The following is a 19132-nucleotide window of genomic DNA, read 5'->3' as shown; positions in this document are numbered from 1 at the left end:
AGCGAGCGTAACACCGGCCGCCCGGCATGCACGCATACGATTTCATGCGGCCGGGCCGCTGCCGCCCGCGACCGCAGGAGACAAGAATCCGAGGTCCGTGCAACTCTGGACGGGCACTTCAGCCGATCGTGATACCGGAGGTCTCATCCGTGGCGGACGAGAACGCCGACCGTGTCCATGCCCCGGGGGCCGAGTCCGCTCCGCCGGCCCGGGACGTGGAGCCGTTCTGGGCCGACGAGCCCGAGACGCCGGTGCACGGCCGTGCCGTGCCACTGACCGATCGGACGCCACCGGTCGGGATGACGCAGGTCGAGCCGGGCGTCTACCGGCCGTCCGGGGACGCGTCCCTGCCACCCGGGGTACACCTGCCCAGCCAGCGGCCGCCGGCCGAGTCGGCGCCGTGGCCCGGTCCGGAGCCGGTCGTGGCCGACTCCCCGTGGGCCCAGCCGCCGCACCGTCCGGTGGAGAGCGCCCCGGTGCCGCCGGCCACCCAGCCGGTCCCGGTGCAGCCGGTCCCCACCCAACCTGCCTGGCCCGGGCCCGTCGAGCCGGTCTCCGTCCAGCCGATCGCACCGGCGGGCGGCGCCTCCGCCGTACCCCCGCCGTTTGAACAGCCGACGCCTCCGCAAGCCGCCGTCGGGACGCCGAGCCCCGGGGAGAGCGCGCCGTGGCCGCCGGAGCAGGCCGCCGTCGCGATGCCGAGCCCCGCCGAGGCCGCGCCGTGGCCGCCGGAGCAGGCCGCCGTTGGAATGCCGCCCATCCCGGACGGCTTCCCGCCACATGCGGTCGGTGGGGCGCCCATCCCTCCGCCGGTGCACACGACGCCGCTGTCGCCGCCTCAGCAGCAGGGAACGCCGCCCGGCGCCGCCGAGATCGACCCGTTCCAGGACCTGCTCGACGCGACGCCGACGGCGGAGGAGTTCGCCCGGCGGCGGCTCGCCCGGCCGTCCCAGCAGAGCGCCACGATGGGTGCCCGCGCGATGCTCCGGAAGAGCACGTTCGGGCTGCTCAACATGGCTCCGGGCCAGCATGAGCTCGAGTACAAGCAGGACGTCGAGATGGTCCGCCGCAACTTCGGCGGGCTGCGCCAGGTCACCGTGGTCAACCCGAAGGGCGGCGCCGGGAAGACGGTGGCCGTGCTGCTGCTGGCGATGACGTTCGGGCAGAAGCGCGGCGGCTACGTGCTGGCCTGGGACAACAACGAGACGCAGGGCACGCTGGGCATGCGGGCGCAGCAGGACTTCCACGCCCGCACGGTCCGGGACATGATGCGTGACCTGCATCTCTTCCAGGGCGCGCAGGGCCGGGTCGGCGATCTGTCACAGTATGTCCGGGCCCAGGGCGAGGGCATGTTCGACGTGCTCGCCTCGGACGAGTCGGCGACCGCCGGCGAGATGCTGACCGCGGACTCGTTCGCCGAGATCCGTGACGTGGTGAGCCGGTTCTACAAGCTGATCTTCGTGGACACCGGCAACAACGTCCGGGCGGAGAACTGGCAGGCCGCCATGGACGCCACCGACCAGCTGGTGATCACCATGTCGGCCCGTAACGACTCGGCCGAGACCGCGGCCCGGGCGCTCGACCACCTGGAGCAGAGCGGTCGCCGGCGACTGGTCCGCCAGGCGGTGACCATCGTCACCATGCCGCCGACCCGCAAGGACATCGACCTGCCGTGGATCCAGCAGCACTTCGCGGCTCGGACCAGGGCCGTGCTGCTGGCCCCCTACGAGCGGCTGATCGACTCCGGCGAGCCGATCCGGTACGGCGAACTGTCCAGCAGCACCAAGGACGCCTGGCTCAAGATCGCCGCCGCGGTCGCTGAGGGGCTCTGACGAAGTTGGACGGCGAGCGCCGAAAACGCTCGCCGTCCGAAACGGATCAGGTCAGGGCGTCGGCCGCCGCCGGGTCGCTGTCCCGCAGGAACTGGGCACAGCGGGCCGCCTCGTCCGCCTCACCGATCACGGCGGCGGCCTGCGACAGGACGTGCAGGCAGCGCAGGAAGCCCTGGTTCGGCTCGTGCCCCCAGGGCACCGGGCCGTGGCCCTTCCAGCCGTTGCGGCGCAGCGCGTCCAGGCCGCGGTGGTATCCGGTGCGGGCGTACGCGTACGCGGTGACCGGCTCATCGGCGGCCAGCGCCGCGGCGGCCAGGGGCGCCCAGGCGGCGCTGTACGCGGGGTACTTGGCGGCGACCGCCTTGAAGGCCTCGTCGGTGCCCGCGGCGGAGGCCTCGGCGAGAGCCTTGTCGGCCTCGGCGTCGGCGGGCAGGCGGGTGGCCGGCGGCTCGGGAAGGAGGTTCTGCATGACCCCATTCAACCCGTCCGGGCGGGCCGCATTCCCGTCAAGACGGCGTTTCGCCGGATGAACAGCCGATGATCAGTCCCAGGCCCGGCCGAGACGGAACAGCCGGCCGGCGTACTCGATCTGGGTCTGCCACTCGTCCGGCCACGCGGAGAGGCCGAGCGACGCGCCCGCGAAGGCCCCCGCCAGGCAGGCGATGGAGTCGGAGTCGCCGGACGAGGCCGCGCCACGGCCGACGACGGTGACCGGCTCGTGCGGGGAGATCAGGTAGCAGTAGAGGGCGGTGGCCAGCGCCTCCTCAGCGATCCAGCCGGCTCCGGTGGCCAGGCACGGGTCGCCGGCGTGGTCGCCCTTCGCGAGCGCGGCCTCGACCCGGTCCAGCGCGGCGGCGCACTCGTCCCAGCCGCGGGCGATGAAGTCCTCCGGCGAGGTCACCGTCGGGCGTTGCCACAGCTCCCCGAGCCAGTCGCCCCGGTAGACCTTCCGCTGCGCGGCGCAGCGATCCCGGAGGGCGGCGAGCAGATCGGCCGGCGCGAGGCCGTTCCGGAGCCAAAGGCAGGCGTACGCGGTGAGCTCGCTCGCCGCCAGCCCGGTCGGATGGCCGTGCGTGAGGGCCGCCTGGAACTGTGCCACCCCGGCCCGCTGGTCGTCGGTGAGGCCGGGAACCAGGCCCACCGGGGTGACCCGCATGTTGGCGCCGCAGCCCTTCGAGTCGGCCTGGGTGGCCCGGGTCCACGGCCGGCCGTCGGCGAGCAGCTCGATGGCCCGCAGACAGGTCATGCCGGGCGCCCGGTCGTTCTCCGGGCTGGCCGCCCAGGCCAGGAAGCGGCGGCGCAGCACCGGCTCGAGAGCGGCCGGGGTGACGTCGGCGCCGACCTCGAGCAGCGCCTCACCGACCGCCAGGGCCATCTGCGTGTCGTCGGTCACCAGGGCCGGCTCGCCGACCAGCTGCCGTGGACCGCCGGGACCGTACCGGGCGACGATCGACGCGTACTCCTGGAACTCGGTCGGCTTCCCGAGCGAATCCCCGTACGCCAATCCGAACAGTGACCCCGACGCAGCACGCATGCCGACAACTCTAGGTAGTGCGTCAACGAACTGCTCGGTGCGAGCAAGATGGACGGTATGCCCGATCCCCTGCAACCAGTGCTCGGCGGCGACACGCCCTTCGACGCGACCGCCGACGAGATCGAGACCCGAGCCGAACTGAACGTGCACCTGGCCAGAAACACCCTGGCCGGCCTGTGTGTCCTGGGCCTGCGCCTGGACCAGGATCCGCCCGACCTGAGCGGCACCGACGTCCGCGACACCGTCTTCGTCGGCTGCCATCTGGCCGGGCTGGAGGTGGAGGCCGACCTGATCCGGCGCGGGGCGCACGTGGTCCCGCCCTTCGACGGCCGGCCCTACCCGACGCATCCGGCGCTGCTCTACACGGCGGAGGACCTGTCCGCCGGGTTCGCCGAGCACGGCTTCGCCGGCATGTACGACACCACGGTCTACGACCATTTCGTGGCGCACGGCGGCGCTGTTCCGGACATCCGGGAGGCGCTCGCCCAGCGGCTGCACGACGCCGGGATCGACAACGCGCTGGGCAAGGCGCTCAACGCGTGGGCGAGGATGTCCGGGCCGGGCGGGGCGATCGGGATCATGGGCGGGCATGCCGCGCCACGGGGCTCGGGGCCGTACCGGATGGTCGCGGCCCTGGCCCGCCGCCTGGCCGCCGCCGGGCGCCTGATCGTGACCGGCGGTGGCCCGGGCGTGATGGAGGCCGCCAACCTGGGCGCCTACTTCTCCTCGTTTCCGGAGGCCGACCTCACCGTCGCGATCGACCGGCTCGCGGTCGCGCCGCAGTTCCTGGACCACGTGCCGTACACCGCGGCCGCGCTGGCGGTGCGTGCCACCTGGCCGCTGCCGCCGCTCGACGTGGCCGGCCGGCTCCAGCACGGCGGCCTGGCCCTGCCCACCTGGCTGTACGGGCACGAGCCGGCCAACCTGTTCGCCGGCCAGATCGGCAAGTACTTCTCCAACGCGGTCCGCGAGGACTCGATCCTGCGGCTGTCCCGGGGCGGGATCGTGTTCGCGCCGGGCTGGGCCGGGACCGTGCAGGAGATCTTCCAGGCGGCGACCAAGACGTTCTACGCCACCGACGGGCCGTCCGGGGCGTACGTGTTCCTCGGTGTGGAGCACTGGGCCGCGCTGCCCGTGGCGGATCTCCTCGGGCCGTTGCTGGCCCGTTCCCCGCGCGGCGACCAGTCCGGTCTGATCGTCGTCACCGACTCACTGGACGAGGCCATGTCGGCCCTCTCACCTGCGTCTCCGGCGAAGTAGCGGGGGTGTCGCACACTGCACCCATGGATCTGACCGTGTTCTTCATCGTCGTCATCGCGCTGTTGGCGGTCTTGCTCATTTTCAAGATCATCAGGGGTGGCACCCGGCGCGCCGGCCGGTCCCGCTCCCACGGTGGCTGGGTGGCGACCCCGCACGGCCACCACCACGACGGTGGCTCCTCGGACGACCACTCGTGGAGCGACAGCGGCTCGTCGTCGAGTGACAGCGGCGGCGGCTGGAGCGGCTCCGACAGCGGCGGTGGCGGCGGCTGGGGCGGTGGAGACAGCGGTGGCGGCTGGAGCGGCGGCGGGGACAGTGGCGGTGGCGGCAGCTACTGACCCGTCAGGCGACGTGCACGCGCCGCCAGTGCGCGGCGGGCAGTTCAGCCTCGGGGACGTCGGTGATGCCGTTCTCGTCCATGGCGTTGTAGATCGCGAGGCGCGCGCCGTCGAAGAGGAATTCGACGGCGTGCAGCACGCGGGGCCGCCAGTCGGCCGAGGTGGTCCGCTCGATGATGTTGACGGCTCGAAGCGGGCGGTCACGGGCCTGGCGCAGTGCGGCGTTCGGGTCGGACCGCCAGTCGAAGTGTTCGTACCAGTCGATCGGGACGCTCATGTCGATCTGGTCCCAGGTGATCGCGCACTCATCGAATTTACGGTGAGTGATCTCTACGCGACTCGATCCGAAGTCGAGGATCACCGGACCGTCGGCGAACCAACCACGCTGAGCCACATCCCACATGAGATGGCTTGATCGCAGTTTCCGGCCGATGAGCCGCACGAACATGTGTCGATGGGCGGCAGCGAGGGCTTCGGCATCGTGATGCCACTCGGGTTTCCAGCCCTCGATTCCGAGCACGACCACCGTCCCGCCGATCTTGATCGGTCGATGGTACCCGTGCCTCTGCGTGACCCCACAAGACAACGACGGCCGGTCCCCACGAAGGGGACCGGCCGTCGTCGCGGAATTACTTGGCGAACGTGGTTCCGGTCGAGCGGAGGTGCTCGCAGGCCTCGAGGACCCGCTTGGCGAGACCGTTCTCGGCCAGCTTGCCCCAGGCGCGCGGGTCGTAGGCCTTCTTGTTGCCGACCTCGCCGTCCACCTTGAGCACACCGTCGTAGTTGCGGAAGAAGTGGTCCGCGACCGGGCGGGAGAACGCGTACTGGGTGTCGGTGTCGATGTTCATCTTGACGACACCGAAGTCCAGAGCGCCGTGGATCTCCGACAGCAGCGAGCCCGAGCCGCCGTGGAAGACCAGGTCGAGCGGCTTCTCCTTGCCGTACTTGGCGCCGATCGCGTCCTGGATCTCCTTGAGGATCTCCGGGCGCAGCTTGACGTTGCCCGGCTTGTAGACGCCGTGCACGTTGCCGAAGGTGAGGGCGGTCAGGTAGCGGCCCTTCTCACCCAGGCCCAGGGCGGCGGCGGTGGCCAGGCCGTCCTCGACGGTCGAGTAGAGCTTGTCGTCGATCGCGGCGGTGACGCCGTCCTCCTCGCCACCGACGACGCCGACCTCGATCTCGAGGATGATCTTGGCGGCCGCGGTCTTGGCCAGCAGCTCCTCGGCGATCTGGAGGTTCTCGTCCAGCGGCACGGCCGAGCCGTCCCACATGTGCGACTGGAACAGCGGGTTCTGGCCCTTGGCGACGCGCTCGGCGGAGATGTCGATCAGCGGCCGGACGAACCCGTCGAGGTGGTTCTTCGGGCAGTGGTCGGTGTGCAGCGCGATGTTGACCGGGTAGTGCTTCGCGACGTGGTGCGCGAACTCGGCCAGCGCCACGGCGCCGGTGACCTTGTCCTTGATGGTCGGGCCCGAGACGTACTCGGCACCACCCGTGGAGATCTGGATGATGCCGTCGCTGCCGGCCTCCGCGAAGCCCTGGAGGGCCGCGTTGAGGGTCTGCGAGGACGTCACGTTGATCGCCGGGTAGGCGAACGCGCCGGCCTTGGCGCGATCGATCATTTCGGCGTAGACCTCGGGAGAAGCGATAGGCATCGGTGCGCTCCTTGCTCTTTGGTACGGGCAGCAGAGGGCAGGACCGCGCTGTCCTCCAGCAGGCAGTATTCCGCAGTCGCGTTGCGTAGCGGAAATCGCCCCGAAATCCGGACCGTGAGCCCCGCGATTGGTATATAAGGGGCGATCTCCCGGCCGGTTCGCGGCGACTGTGGCCCTTGTTCCCCTTGCGCTCCGTGATCGGGCCGCTCGTGCCACTGCCAGAAGAAGCGGCACCTGCCCGTTTGTGCGGCATCGCGGCCGGGCAACGCGCACCATGAGACGAGGACCACACGCCCCGAGCACCAGAGAGACCGGACCACCCCGGAGCCGATAGCCGCCGAGAACGGAAGGAAGCCGAGGATGACGCAGCCGATGGAGATCGACCTGGAGACACCCGAGGTCGACGCGGCCGAGCAGGCGATGATCGCGGTCCCCAGCATGCAGGACGACGACTCGGACGACGCGCCGCCCCACACCGGCGACGTCAGCGAGTGGGACGCCCAGGAACAGGGCCGCGTGGTCGAATTCGACGACGACTACCGCTGACCGGCGGGCACAAATCAATCGCCGGAGTCGCGGGCTGCTGACACGATCGACGCGTGCTGCTCACCCTGACGACCACCCACCGGCCCGCCACCGACCTGGGTTACCTGCTGGTCAAGCACCCCGGCAAGGTGCACTCCTTCGACGTGCCCACCGGCACGGCGCACGTCCTCTACCCCGAGGCGGAGGAGGACCGGTGCACCGCGGCCCTGCTGCTGGACATCGACCCACAGCGGCTGCGGGCGCAGCGGGACGCGTTCGAGCTGAGCCAGTACGTGAACGATCGGCCGTACGCGGCCTCCAGCCTGTTGGCGAGCGCCCTGGCCAGGGTGTTCCGCAGCGCCCTGCGCGGCGCCTCGCGGGACCGGCCCGAACTGGCCGCCACCAGCATCCCGCTGGAGATCCACGTGCCGGTGCTGCGCGGCACTCCGGAGCTGGTGAGCCGCCTGTTCACCCCGCTCGGCTGGCAGGTCACGGCCACCCCGATCCCGTTCGAGGCCGAGCTCGGCGGCGACAGCCGTTATGTCGACGTGCACCTGTCCGGCGAGCTGCGGGTCGCCGACGCGCTGAACCATCTGTACGTGCTGCTGCCGGTGCTGGACGACGGGAAGCACTACTGGGTCGCTCCGGACGAGATCGAGAAGCTGCTGCGCTCCGGTGAGGGCTGGCTCGCCGCCCACCCGGAGAAGGTGCTGATCGCCCGGCGCTACCTGGCGCACCGCCGGTCGCTGGCGACCACCGCCCTCCAGCTGCTGGAGGCGGATCAGCCGGCCACCGAGGAGGAGGCCGAGCTGCCGGTGACCCGCCGCGCCCCGCTGGCCGAGCAGCGCCGGGAGGCCGTGCTGGCCGCTCTCACCGAGGTGGGCGCGTCCCGCGTCCTGGACCTGGGCTGCGGTGGCGGCGCGCTGCTGACCGCCCTGGTCAAGGACCGGGGTCTCACCGAGATCGTCGGTGCCGACGTGTCCACCCGCTCGCTGGAGCAGGCGGCCCGGCGGCTCCGGCTGGACCGGTTGCCCGAGCGGCAGAAGGATCGGATCCGGTTGATCCAGACCGCGCTGACCTACCGCGACGACCGGCTCCGCGGTTTCGACGCGGCGGTGCTGATGGAGGTCATCGAGCACATCGACCTGCCCCGGCTGCCCGCTCTGGAGGCCGCCGTCTTCGGTCACGCGCGGCCCGGCGCCGTGATCGTGACCACGCCGAACGTGGAGTACAACGTGCACTACGACGGGCTGACCGGGATGCGCCACTCGGACCACCGCTTCGAGTGGACCCGGGCCGAGTTCGCCGCGTGGGCGGAGTCGGTCGCCGCGGCACACGGCTACACGGTGACGATCCGTGGGGTCGGCGAGGCGGACGAGGTCACCGGCGCACCCACCCAGCTCGCTCTCTTCAAGATCTCGGAGGTGACCGCATGATCCTCGACGTTCCCGAGCTGTCGCTCGTGGCCCTGGTCGGCATCTCCGGTTCCGGCAAGTCGACCTTCGCGGCCCGGCACTGGGCGCCCACCCAGGTCCTCTCCTCGGACTTCTTCCGTGGCCTGGTGGCCGACGACGAGAACGACCAGTCCGCCTCGTCCGACGCGTTCGACGTGTTGCACTACGTGGCCGGCAAGCGACTGGCCGCCGGACGGCTGACCGTGGTGGACGCGACGAACCTCCAGTCGCACGCCCGGGCCGGCCTGGTCAAGGTGGCCCGCGAGCACGACGTGCTGCCGGTGGCGGTCGTGCTGGACGTGCCGGAGTCACTGGCCTGGGAGCGCACGCAGGCCCGTACGGACCGGACCTTCGGTCGCCAGGTGATCACCCGGATGCACCGTGACCTGCGGCGTTCTCTCGGGCAGCTCGCCAAGGAGGGCTTCCGCAAGATCCACGTGCTGCGCGGGGTGGACGAGATCGCCGCTGCCGAGATCCGCTACGAGAAGCTCTTCAACGACCTGAAGGGCGAGCACGGGCCGTTCGACATCATCGGGGACGTGCACGGCTGCCGGGCCGAGCTGGAGGCCCTGCTCGGCAAGCTGGGCTGGCACCTGGTCCGCGACGAGCGCGACCGGCCGGTCGACGCCACGCACCCGGAGGGCCGCAAGGCGGTCTTCGTCGGTGACCTGGTCGACCGTGGCCCGGATTCGCCGGGAGTCCTGCGGCTGGTCATGGGCATGGTGGCGGCTGGGCACGCGATCTGTGTGCCGGGCAACCACGAGCAGAAGCTGGCTCGCAAGCTGAACGGGCGCAACGTCCAGCTCACCCACGGCCTGCCGGAGACCCTGGAGCAGCTCGAGGCGGAGGACCCGGCGTTCGTCGCCGAGGTGCGGGTCTTCATCGACGGCCTGGTCAGCCACTACGTGCTCGACGACGGCAACCTGGTGGTGGCGCACGCCGGCCTCAAGGAGGCCTACCACGGACGGGCCTCGGGCCGGGTGCGCAGCTTCGCGCTCTACGGCGAGACCACCGGCGAGACCGACGAGTACGGTCTGCCGGTCCGCTACCCCTGGGCCCGGGAGTACCGCGGCTCGGCCGCCGTCGTCTACGGCCACGTGCCCACCCCGGTTCCGGAGTGGATCAACAACACCATCTGCCTGGACACCGGTTGCGTCTTCGGCGGCGCGCTCACCGCGCTCCGCTGGCCGTCGCGCGAGCTGGTCGCGGTCCCGGCCGCGAAGGAGTACTACGCACCGGTCCGGCCGCTGCTCACCACTGCGGCCAAACCCGATCAGGGCCTGGACATCGCGGACGTGACGGGTCGTCGGCACATCGATTACGGGTACGGACAGACCACCGTCCCCGCCGAGAACGCGGCCGCGGCCCTGGAGGTCATGGGGCGGTTCTCGGTCGACCCGGAGACCCTGGTCTGGCTACCGCCCACGATGGCGCCGTGCACCAGCTCAACCGTGGAGGGCTACCTGGAGCACCCGTCCTCGGCCTTCGCGGACCTGCGTGCCGCCGGGGTGGAGCGGGTGGTGTGCGAGGAGAAGCACATGGGCTCCCGTGCCGTGGTGCGGGTCTCCGTCTCCGGCACGGGCGACGCCATCTGGACCCGGACCGGCCGCCCGTTCTTCGGCCCGGAGCTGGACGAGCCGCTGCTGGCCCGCATCCGGGCCGCGGCCGCCCCGCTCTTCGCCGAGCTGGAGACCGGCTGGCTGCTCCTGGACACCGAGTTGCTGCCCTGGTCGGCGAAGGCGGGCAGCCTCATCCGGGACCAGTACGCCGGGGTCGGCGCGGCCGGCCGGGCCGCGCTGCCGGCCGCGCTCACGGTGCTGGATCGGGTGGCCGGGCGCGGGCTCGACGTCGGCGGGCTGCGGGACCGGCTGGAGTTGCGGGCCACCGAGATCGAGGGATTCTCGGCGGCCTACCGGGCCTATGTGAAACCGACCGACGGCCTCACCGGGGTCACCGTCGCACCGTTCGCCGTGCTGGCGGGCGCCGGGGTCTCGTACGCGAAAAGGGACCACGACTGGCACCTGGCGCTGGCGGACCGCCTGGTCGCGGCAGACCCGGAGCTCTTCACGCCCACCCGGCGGATGATCGTCGATCTGGACGATCCGGCGGCGGAGGCCGCCGCCACCGAGTGGTGGCTGACCCTGACGGCGGCTGGCGGCGAGGGCATGGTGGTCAAGCCGTGGGCCGGGCTCGCCCGAACCGACGCGAAGGGCCGTCTCGTCCAGCCCGGCGTGAAGTGCCGTGGCCGTGAGTACCTGCGGATCATCTACGGTCCGGAGTACACCCGGCCGGAACAGCTGGACCAGCTCCGCCGGCGGAACCTGGGCCGTAAACGGTCGCTGGCTCTGCGTGAGCACGGCCTCGGCCTGGCGGCGCTGGACCGGCTGGCCGAGGGCGCTCCGGCCTGGCGGGTGCACGAGGTGGTCTTCGCGATCCTGGCAGCCGAGTCGGAACCGGTGGATCCTCGTTTGTGACCGGTCGGTCACTTTCTGAACAGCACAGCATTCATACAGGTACCGGCCGCACATCGGCCGGTACCCTGGCTCCTCGTGGACATCCATGCGCTCACGGAGCAGCTCGCGCTGAACCCGATGGACCCGAAGGACCTTCTCAGTGCCTTCGGGTTGCCGGGTGTCTTGGCCATCCTCTTCGCGGAGACCGGCCTGCTGGTCGGCTTCTTCTTCCCCGGTGACTCCCTGCTGTTCCTGGCGGGCGTGGCGGCCTCGTCGGTGGCCGACTCGATCTTCGGCCCGGGCGCCAAGCTGTCCATCGTCGGTCTGCTGATCGGCGCCCCGATCTGTGCCGTCATCGGCGCCCAGTTCGGGCACTGGCTGGGCGCGAAGTACGGGCGCCGGATGTTCGACAAGCCGGACTCGAAACTCTTCAAGAAGGAGTACGTCGAGAAGGCGGAGTACTACTTCGAGAAGTTCGGCCCGGCCAAGGCCGTGGTGCTGGCGCGCTTCATCCCGATCGTCCGCACGTTCCTCAACCCGGTCGCCGGCACGCTCGGCATGCCGGCCCGCCAGTTCCTGCTGTGGAACATCGTGGGCGCCGTCCTCTGGACCGACGGCATCATCCTGATCGGTTACCTGCTGGCGCAGCAGATCTACGACGCCATCGGCGACAAGATCGACCACTACATCCTGCCGGTGGTCGTGCTGATCGTCCTGATCTCGGTGCTGCCGATCGGTATCGAGATCCTGCGTGAGCGGAAGGCCAAGAAGCAGGGCCTGCACAAGGGCCCGGAGCCGGCGGCCGCCATCGGTGTCGTCGCCGCGGCCAGCGTCGCGGGCATGGCCGACGCCGCCCGCCACGAGTTCCAGGAGTTCCAGGAGCACCACCACCAGACCCCGCAGGCTCAGCCGCAGGCCTACCCCCACCAGCAGACGTACGGGCAGCCCGCCTACCCGCAGCAGTACCCACCCCAGCAGCAGTACCCGCCCCAGCAGTACGGGCAGCAGCAGCCCTACGGGGACCAGCAGCAGTGGCCGCCACGCAACTGACGGCGGACAGACGGAAGGCCGGCCCCGGTATCGGGAGCCGGCCTTTTCCGTTCCTGCCTACACCGTTACGGCGGTGGGCCCGGAGAGCCGCTCCAGGAACTCCTCCGGGCACTCCCGAAGGTTCTCCAGCCGGCCCGCGGTGAGCGCCCGGTACGTGAGCGACGCCGCCTCCTCCAGATTGCGCGCCCGTTTGTGCGCGAGTTCCACGGAGTCGCCCATCACCACGCACCCGTGCTGGCTGAGCACCAGACAGTCGGTGCCGTCGGCGGCCATCGCCGCGGTCAGCGCGGCCAGTTCGGTGCTGCCCGGCAGCCGGAACGGCACGGTCGACACCCGCCGCAGGTAGTACGCGTGATCGGTGGTCACGATCCGGATGTGCTCGCCCAGGGCGTCCAGTAGCAGAGCCGTCTGCGGGTGGAGATGAACCACCGCGTTGATGTCCGGCCGTGCCCGGTAGAGCGCGAGGTGCAGAGCCAGCTCGCTGGTCGGCTCGATCCGTGCCGGCGGTATGGCGCCGACGACGGCGGGCGCCCCGTCGGAGATCCGCACCGGCGCGAAGGTGCTCCGGCTCAACCGGTCCAGCCAGGATCCGCTCGCGGTGACCCAGATGGCGTCCTCGTCGGGAATGCGGGCGGACAGATTGCCGCCCGATCCACACACGAGGCCCGCCTGCACCACGTCGTAACCCACGTGCGCGAGTTGGTCACGCAGGTCACCGGGGACGTAGTTCACCCGTTCCTCCTCAGGTCCGCCGGCCCAGTCCGTTGAGCCGGGGTCCTCGGCCTGGCGCCACGCCCCCCATAGATCAGTGACGCCAGGTCGCTACCGACAGCTCAGCGGGCCTTCTTGGTGGCCCGCTTCCGCGGCGGGGTCAGCAGGTCCGCGATGGTGGCGATGGCGGTCGGCACCAGCCGGTAGTACGCCCACACACCACGCTTCTCACGCTCCAGCAGACCCGCCTCCGTCAGGATCCGCAGGTGGTGACTCACGGTCGGCTGCGAAAGGCCCAGGGGGGCCGTCAGGTCGCAGACGCACGCCTCGCCATCTGTGGCGGACTGGATAAGGCTCAACAGCCGTAGCCGAGCCGGGTCGGCGAGCGCCTTGAGCACTCCCGCCAGGCGCTCAGCGTCAGCGCGTTCAATAGGCTCGCCGGCAAGCGGCGAGATCTGAGGCATCGTCATTTCCGCCAACGCAGTTCCCACGATCTCCATCCTTCCACCAACTGCATCGATTCTCCTGCATGTGAGCAGGAACGAACCGGCTAACTTTCGGGCCGTAAGGCCGACATCGATCGCCGAGTCGGCCGACCGGACACCCTCACCCAGTCCACCTTTCGTGCGATGACGACTTCGGTCTCTGCCTCCTGCAACGCCTCAGTCGCCTTCTGGTCGCTACCCATCCGTGTCGAGGTCTCGATCCCCGCCTCGGGAGTGAGGCGGACCACATTGTCATTTCGCCGATTCTTTCGGTCTACCGATCCTCGGCGATGACTCAACACGGAACGCGCCGAGACCATCACGCCACCCTGCGCGATCATCAGTTCGCCACTCACCCCACGACCCGATGAAAGCACGACACCACGCTGCGCGACGGACAATTCAGTGATGAATTTACCCAGGTCGTGCCTTGCTTCCATGACATCGAGCGTACTGGCTGTTCGGAAACCGGAAACTTTCCCCCCGGCAGGACGGAACGGAACTATTGACGCACGGCTTTGGGTCACTTTGTAAAGAAGGTTTACAGATCTGCCAACTGATCTCGGCCCTTCCCCGGAGCATAGATGCTGCTCAAAGCACCTAACGTCTGCACGGTACCCGCGCCAGCCTCAGGATCACCTGATGGTCGGGCTGTGAAGAGCCTGTGAACCCGCGAAATCACGTTTGTCCGTACGGGCGAAAACACCCACCGTCCGGCCGATCTCGATCTATCCGGACAGCCGATCGAGTGACAGCGACAGAAACAGACCGTACCCGTTCGAGTGACCCACAGTCGTCGATACGGAACCGCGCACTCCTACGGTCGTGACCAGTACTCGTCTTCCGGGTTCGGTTCCGACTTCGGCGGCGCCGGTTGATCCGAGAACTGATCGGGTTCGGACCCGCCGGTAACAAAAGGCTGCGATTGTGGGGCCGCCCACCCGGTGGACGGCGCGACGATTTGGCTGGGCGGCACAAAACCCGGCAGGGCGGTCCCGGCGGGGGCGGTCCGGCCGAAGAACTCGCCGGGCGCGGCGAGCAGCAGAACACCCACGACGAGGTAGCCGATCACCTGCGCGACGGCCACCGCGATGTTGAGCACGATCCACCCTTCGGGGTACGCCTCGCTCAGCGCCTCACCCACCGAACCGGGCAGCGCCTCCCCCGACCGCTCCGCGGCGAGCACGGCGAGCGTCCCGCAGCCGCCCAGGATGCCGAGGCCGCACACGCCCAGGGTCACCGCGCGGGCCAGCCGGCTGCCGCGCCGCAGCGCGATCCCGAGCACCGCGAACAGGGCCACCACGAGCAGGGCCAGCACGAGGGCGAGCGCGGAGATCAGCCAGACCACGGAGATGAAGTTCTCGGCGGCCTCCGAACCGGCGGCGTCACGGAACCGGCCGACCACCCCGGGCGTGACCGCCACCATGCCGACCGCATAGGTGAGACCGGCCACGGCCATGGCCCAGAGCAGGGCCACCGCCAGGGTGACGGTGGCCGGCCGGGGTGCGGCCGGGGGCTCGGCGGCGGGCGGCGGCTGGGCGGCGTACGACATCGATGGCTCCCGCAGGGTTCGGCTGGCAAGAACCTATCGCGTAGCGGGCCCGGAAGTGGCCGGACCGGTCCATCCGGATGGATGGACCGGTCCGATAGAGATCAGCCGGCGGGCCGCTGGGGCGGCTCCTCCTCAGGTGCTTCCCCGTCCGCCGGGGGCTCCGGCGCCGGCGGAGCCGAGGACGGCGGCGAGAGCGCGGGCGGAGCCGAGGACGGCGGAGAGGACGCGGGCGGAGCCGAGGACGGGGGCGGGGGTGCCCACGGATCGCTGGACGGCTCCAGTGCCGGCGGCGGCACGCTGCCCGGCTGGCCGGGGTAGGGCGGCAGGCCGGGAGCCGGTTCACCCGGCCGTCCGTACTGCTCGGGCGAACCGAAGTGGCTGGGTGGTGGCGGCGGATACGTCGGCGCACCCGGGTACGTCGGCTGCACCGGGAAGGCCGGCGGCTGAGCCGGCGGGTAGGGCGGCTGCGGGTAGAACCCGGGCTGCGGATGCGCCGGATATCCCGCCTGGTGCGGGTATCCGGGTTGGACCGGGAAACCGGGCTGTCCGGGCAGGCTCGGGTACGGCCCGTAGGGCATCGCCGGGTTCCACGGCACCGGGCGGCGGAAGAACGCGTTGGACGGCGGCAGCGCGAGCAGGATGATCGCGCCGAGCAGCGCCAGCACGGTGATCACCGAGGTGAGAAGGCTGATCGCGTCGTACCAGCCCGGCATGGCGGCCGCCACGTCCGCCTCGATCTGGGCCTGTTCGGTGGACGGCACGCTCCCGCCGACCGCGGTGCCGGCCACCGTTCCGCCCAGGCCGAGCGAGTTGCAGCACAGGCCGAGGCCCGCGATCACCCAGGTGGTGATGCGCGCTCCGTTCTTGCCGCGGTTGTTGAAGATCGCCAGGACGACGAGGCCGACCGCGATCAGCAGATAGACGCCCGCCGTGACGACCAGCACGATGCCGATGAAGGTGCTGATCTCAGCGGGGAAGTCCTCAGCGTCCATGGCGTCCTGGTACGCCTCGGTGACCGTACCGATCATCGAGACCACCAGGCCGGCGCTCAGCAACTGCATGGCCACCACGAGATAAAGAAGTATCGATGAAGCGGTCACCGTGACCGGTCGTGCCGGTTGTGGATGATGGCCCGGATATGTCGGTACGGACACACTGCCCTCCTATAGATCAATTCACGGTATCCGCCGGAGACCGGACAAGGCGACCGAGCCCGAATGACCATAAAACGTCGCTCGATCGGGGGGCGGCAAGCCTGGACGGCGCCACCTAAACTTCGATGCCATGGCGGCCGACTGGAAGCAAGCAGCTCCAGCGATCCGCCGTGCCCGCACGAGTCGCCCGCCCCGCACACATCTCCCCGGGGCCGAGGCAGACCGGCTGACGGCGCCCTTCCGATCACGCCGGCCGCGTGACCACACCGCGGCCGCCCCAGACCTGTTAAGGACCGGTGAGTCCCATGCCCCACGCCGACACCCTCGACGTCGTTCACCATGACGACACCCGGACACGTTTCACCGACGTCCGGTACCAATTACACCGAGACGGCATACGGATCTGGTCCGCGGACGGCGAACACGCCATCACGGACGTACTGATGACACAGGCCTACCGGCAGCGGGAGGCGAACAGGTGAGGAAGGGCCCCGGGAGTCTCCCCCGGGGCCCTTCACCGTCAGAGGCCGCGCCGGACCGACAGGCCGTCCTTGCCCTCGCTCAGGTCGACCACCACGGTGTCCCCGTCCCGGATCTCGCCGGACAGCAGCGCCTTGGCCAGCAGATCGCCGATCGAGGACTGGACCAGCCGGCGCAGCGGCCGGGCGCCGTAGATCGGGTCGTACCCGTGCTCGCCCAGCCAATCCACCGCGCCGGGGGCGACCACGAGCTCGAGACGCCGCTCGGCCAGCCGGGCCCGCAGCCGGGCCAGCTGGATGTCGACGATCGCGGTCAGGTCGTCCTTGGTGAGGGCGTGGAAGACCACGATGTCGTCCAGCCGGTTCAGGAACTCGGGCTTGAAGTGCGCCCGGACCGCGGCCAGCACCTCGTCGTGGCGCTCCTCGTCGCTCATCGTGAAGTCGGCGGTCGCCGAGCCGAGGTTCGACGTCAGCACCAGGATGGCGTTGCGGAAGTCGACCGTCCGCCCCTGGCCGTCGGTGAGCCGGCCGTCGTCGAGCACCTGGAGCAGCACGTCGAAGACGTCGGGATGGGCCTTCTCCACCTCGTCCAGCAGGACCACGCTGTACGGTCGGCGCCGCACCGCCTCGGTGAGCTGGCCACCCTCCTCATAGCCCACGTAGCCGGGCGGGGCGCCGACCAGCCGGGCCACCGAATGCTTCTCGCCATACTCGCTCATGTCGATGCGAACCATGGCCCGCTCGTCGTCGAAGAGGAACCCGGCCAGGGCCTTCGCCAGCTCGGTCTTGCCGACACCGGTGGGACCGAGGAAGAGGAAGCTGCCGGTCGGCCGGTCCGGGTCGGCGATCCCGGCCCGAGCTCGCCGCACGGCGCCGGACACCGCCGCGATCGCCTCACGCTGGCCGATCACCTTGGCGGCGAGCGACTCGTCCATGCGCAGCAGCTTGGCGGTCTCACCCTCCATCATCCGGCCGGCCGGGATGCCGGTCCACGAGGAGACGACCTCGGCGATGTCGTCGGCGCCGACCTCGTCCTTGACCATCGGCGGTTCGGAGCTCTCCTCCTCGGAGTCGGCCGCCGCCTGGATCTCCTTCTCCAGAGTGGGGATCACCTCGTAGAGCAGCCGGGACGCCGCGAGCAACTCGCCGTCACGCTGGGCCCGCTCCTGCGCGGCCCGGGCCTCGTCGAGCTGCTTCTTCAGCTCACCCACCCGGTTCAGCCCGCCGCGCTCCCGCTCCCACCGGGCGTTGAGGGCGGTCAGGTCCTCCTCGCGGTCGGCCAGGTCGGCGATCAGGCGCTCCAACCGGGCCTTCGACGCCGGGTCGGTCTCCTTCTCCAGGGCGAGCCGCTCCACCCGCATCCGGTCGACCTGCCGCTGGAGCTGGTCCAGCTCGACGGGACGGGAGTCGATCTCCATCCGCAACCGGGAGGCGGCCTCGTCGATCAGGTCGATCGCCTTGTCCGGCAGGAACCGGTCGCTGATGTAGCGGTCGGAGAGGCTGGCCGCCGCGACCAGGGCGGCGTCGGTGATCTGCACGCGGTGGTGCGCCTCGTAACGGCCCTTGAGCCCGCGCAGGATGCCGATGGTGTCCTCAACGGTGGGCTCACCGACGACCACCGGCTGGAACCGGCGCTCCAGGGCCGGGTCCTTCTCGATGTGTTCCCGGTACTCGTCCAGCGTGGTGGCGCCGACCATGCGCAGCTCACCGCGGGCCAGCATCGGCTTGAGCATGTTGCCGGCGTCCATCGAGCCCTCGCCCTTGCCGGCGCCGACGACCGTGTGCAGCTCGTCGAGGAACGTGACGACCTGCCCGTTGGAGCTGCGGATCTCCTCGAGCACGCTCTTCAGGCGCTCCTCGAACTGGCCGCGGTACTGAGCGCCGGCGACCATGGCGCCGAGGTCGAGCGAGACAAGCTTCTTGTCGCGCAGCGTCTCCGGCACGTCGCCGGCCACGATGCGCTGGGCCAGGCCCTCGACGATCGCGGTCTTGCCGACGCCCGGCTCGCCGATCAGCACCGGATTGTTCTTGGTCCGGCGGGACAGCACCTGGACGACCCGGCGGATCTCGGCGTCCCGGCCGATCACCGGGTCGATCTTCCCCTCCCGGGCCAGCGCGGTGAGGTCGACGCTGTACTTCTCCAGGGACTTGTAGGTCTGCTCCGGGTCGGCCGTGGTGACCCGGCGATCCCCGCCACGCACCTGCGGGAACGCGGCGACCAGCGCCTCCTCGGTGGCGCCGGCCGCCTTGAGCACCTGCGACACCGCGCCACCGACCCGGGCCAGGCCGGCCAGCAGGTGCTCGGTCGACACATACTCATCGCCGAGGGGCTTGGCGATGAGCTCGGCCGAGCCGATGGCGTTGACGAACTCACGGGCCAGACCGGGCTCGACGGTGCTCGCGCCGCGCGCGGACGGCAGCTGCTCGATCGCGCGCACCGCGGCCCGGCGGATGTCGGCCGGGTTGGCGCCGACGGCCCGCAACAGCGCGGTGGCGGTGGAGCCACCGGTGTCGAGCAGCGCCTGCAGCATGTGCCAGGGCTCGACCGTGGCGTGCCCGCGGCGACCGGCGTCAGCGACCGCGGAGGTGATCACTTCGCGACTCTTCGTGGTCAAGCGTTCGGTGTTCATGAGCTCCCCTGCAGCCGACA

At 70.5% G+C, this 19132-nt stretch carries 17 protein-coding genes; 7 read left to right on the top strand and 10 right to left on the bottom strand.

The genetic code is table 11. The features are described 5' to 3' along the window. The first annotated feature begins 149 nt into the window (after positions 1-149). Positions 150-1832: a ParA family protein gene (locus IEZ13_RS21140; protein ID WP_183225739.1), complete on the top strand. Its 1683-nt coding sequence runs from the start codon at positions 150-152 to the stop codon at positions 1830-1832. Positions 1833-1878: 46 nt separating this feature from the next. Here IEZ13_RS21140 and IEZ13_RS21135 read toward each other — a convergent pair whose 3' ends face one another. Both IEZ13_RS21135 and IEZ13_RS21130 read right to left on the bottom strand, forming a co-directional pair. Beyond that, on the bottom strand, positions 1879-2301 hold the full coding sequence (locus IEZ13_RS21135) for a DUF3151 domain-containing protein (RefSeq protein WP_183225740.1): 423 nt from the start codon (positions 2299-2301) through the stop codon (positions 1879-1881). 72 nt (positions 2302-2373) lie between these two features. Beyond that, positions 2374-3366, bottom strand: coding sequence for an ADP-ribosylglycohydrolase family protein (locus IEZ13_RS21130; protein WP_183225741.1), 993 nt, complete (start codon positions 3364-3366; stop codon positions 2374-2376). A gap of 57 nt (positions 3367-3423) precedes the next feature. On the opposite strand from IEZ13_RS21130, the gene IEZ13_RS21125 reads away from it, so the two are divergent. Continuing rightward, the gene (locus IEZ13_RS21125) at positions 3424-4626 is read left to right on the top strand and encodes a hypothetical protein (protein ID WP_183225742.1); all 1203 of its coding nucleotides are present in this window, start codon (positions 3424-3426) and stop codon (positions 4624-4626) included. 23 nt (positions 4627-4649) lie between these two features. After that, positions 4650-4964 carry a hypothetical protein gene (locus IEZ13_RS21120; protein WP_183225743.1) on the top strand — a complete coding sequence of 105 codons (315 nt, stop codon included), beginning with the start codon at positions 4650-4652 and terminating at the stop codon, positions 4962-4964. A gap of 4 nt (positions 4965-4968) precedes the next feature. Here IEZ13_RS21120 and IEZ13_RS21115 read toward each other — a convergent pair whose 3' ends face one another. Then, on the bottom strand, positions 4969-5358 hold the full coding sequence (locus IEZ13_RS21115) for a hypothetical protein (protein WP_229794826.1): 390 nt from the start codon (positions 5356-5358) through the stop codon (positions 4969-4971). A gap of 235 nt (positions 5359-5593) precedes the next feature. Next, positions 5594-6619, bottom strand: a complete 1026-nt coding sequence (gene fbaA / locus IEZ13_RS21110) for a class II fructose-bisphosphate aldolase (RefSeq protein WP_183225745.1) — start codon at positions 6617-6619, stop codon at positions 5594-5596. A gap of 360 nt (positions 6620-6979) precedes the next feature. Here fbaA and IEZ13_RS21105 point away from each other — a divergent pair, with 360 nt between their 5' ends. The 4 genes from IEZ13_RS21105 (at position 6980) to IEZ13_RS21090 (ending at position 12101) form a co-directional block, all read left to right on the top strand. After that, the gene (locus tag IEZ13_RS21105; protein WP_183225746.1) at positions 6980-7165 is read left to right on the top strand and encodes a hypothetical protein; all 186 of its coding nucleotides are present in this window, start codon (positions 6980-6982) and stop codon (positions 7163-7165) included. A 53-nt stretch (positions 7166-7218) separates the two neighbouring features. Further along, on the top strand, positions 7219-8580 hold the full coding sequence (locus tag IEZ13_RS21100; protein WP_183225747.1) for a 3' terminal RNA ribose 2'-O-methyltransferase Hen1: 1362 nt from the start codon (positions 7219-7221) through the stop codon (positions 8578-8580). Further along, complete coding sequence (locus tag IEZ13_RS21095; RefSeq protein ID WP_183225748.1) at positions 8577-11072, top strand: polynucleotide kinase-phosphatase; 2496 nt, start codon at positions 8577-8579, stop codon at positions 11070-11072. The genes IEZ13_RS21100 and IEZ13_RS21095 overlap by 4 nt, the downstream gene beginning before the upstream one ends. Before the next feature lie 75 nt (positions 11073-11147). Then, the gene (locus tag IEZ13_RS21090) at positions 11148-12101 is read left to right on the top strand and encodes a DedA family protein (protein WP_229794825.1); all 954 of its coding nucleotides are present in this window, start codon (positions 11148-11150) and stop codon (positions 12099-12101) included. Positions 12102-12158: 57 nt separating this feature from the next. Here IEZ13_RS21090 and IEZ13_RS21085 read toward each other — a convergent pair whose 3' ends face one another. The 6 genes from IEZ13_RS21085 to clpB form a co-directional block, all read right to left on the bottom strand. Continuing rightward, positions 12159-12833, bottom strand: a complete 675-nt coding sequence (locus tag IEZ13_RS21085; RefSeq protein ID WP_183225749.1) for a class II aldolase/adducin family protein — start codon at positions 12831-12833, stop codon at positions 12159-12161. A 101-nt stretch (positions 12834-12934) separates the two neighbouring features. Continuing rightward, positions 12935-13312: an ArsR/SmtB family transcription factor gene (locus tag IEZ13_RS21080; protein WP_014440216.1), complete on the bottom strand. Its 378-nt coding sequence runs from the start codon at positions 13310-13312 to the stop codon at positions 12935-12937. A 50-nt stretch (positions 13313-13362) separates the two neighbouring features. Beyond that, entirely contained in the window at positions 13363-13737 is a 375-nt protein-coding gene (locus IEZ13_RS21075; protein WP_183225750.1) for a hypothetical protein, read from the bottom strand. 377 nt (positions 13738-14114) lie between these two features. Beyond that, positions 14115-14849, bottom strand: a complete 735-nt coding sequence (locus tag IEZ13_RS21070) for a hypothetical protein (protein ID WP_183225751.1) — start codon at positions 14847-14849, stop codon at positions 14115-14117. A 101-nt stretch (positions 14850-14950) separates the two neighbouring features. Beyond that, positions 14951-15910, bottom strand: a complete 960-nt coding sequence (locus IEZ13_RS21065; protein ID WP_183225752.1) for a hypothetical protein — start codon at positions 15908-15910, stop codon at positions 14951-14953. A gap of 613 nt (positions 15911-16523) precedes the next feature. Continuing rightward, positions 16524-19112 (bottom strand): ATP-dependent chaperone ClpB, encoded by a 2589-nt coding sequence (gene clpB / locus IEZ13_RS21060; RefSeq protein ID WP_183225753.1) that lies wholly within the window; start codon positions 19110-19112, stop codon positions 16524-16526. Positions 19113-19132: the final 20 nt, after the last annotated feature.

This window comes from Actinoplanes campanulatus, from assembly GCF_014647795.1.
Classification (GTDB): domain Bacteria; phylum Actinomycetota; class Actinomycetes; order Mycobacteriales; family Micromonosporaceae; genus Actinoplanes; species Actinoplanes campanulatus.
Note: the sequence above shows the minus strand (reverse complement) of the source record. Positions and strands in the feature narration are given on the sequence as shown.

Bases quoted from the DNA above. Each gene is read 5' to 3' on its own strand.
- IEZ13_RS21135 (WP_183225740.1), bottom strand. From the start codon at position 2,301: ATGCAGAACCTCCTTCCCGAGCCGCCGGCCACCCGCCTGCCCGCCGAC.
- IEZ13_RS21130 (WP_183225741.1), bottom strand. From the start codon at position 3,366: ATGCGTGCTGCGTCGGGGTCACTGTTCGGATTGGCGTACGGGGATTCG.
- IEZ13_RS21125 (WP_183225742.1), top strand. From the start codon at position 3,424: ATGCCCGATCCCCTGCAACCAGTGCTCGGCGGCGACACGCCCTTCGAC.
- IEZ13_RS21120 (WP_183225743.1), top strand. From the start codon at position 4,650: ATGGATCTGACCGTGTTCTTCATCGTCGTCATCGCGCTGTTGGCGGTC.
- fbaA (WP_183225745.1), bottom strand. From the start codon at position 6,619: ATGCCTATCGCTTCTCCCGAGGTCTACGCCGAAATGATCGATCGCGCC.
- IEZ13_RS21105 (WP_183225746.1), top strand. From the start codon at position 6,980: ATGACGCAGCCGATGGAGATCGACCTGGAGACACCCGAGGTCGACGCG.
- IEZ13_RS21095 (WP_183225748.1), top strand. From the start codon at position 8,577: ATGATCCTCGACGTTCCCGAGCTGTCGCTCGTGGCCCTGGTCGGCATC.
- IEZ13_RS21080 (WP_014440216.1), bottom strand. From the start codon at position 13,312: ATGGAGATCGTGGGAACTGCGTTGGCGGAAATGACGATGCCTCAGATC.
- IEZ13_RS21075 (WP_183225750.1), bottom strand. From the start codon at position 13,737: ATGGAAGCAAGGCACGACCTGGGTAAATTCATCACTGAATTGTCCGTC.
- IEZ13_RS21070 (WP_183225751.1), bottom strand. From the start codon at position 14,849: ATGTCGTACGCCGCCCAGCCGCCGCCCGCCGCCGAGCCCCCGGCCGCA.
- IEZ13_RS21065 (WP_183225752.1), bottom strand. From the start codon at position 15,910: ATGCAGTTGCTGAGCGCCGGCCTGGTGGTCTCGATGATCGGTACGGTC.
- clpB (WP_183225753.1), bottom strand. From the start codon at position 19,112: ATGAACACCGAACGCTTGACCACGAAGAGTCGCGAAGTGATCACCTCC.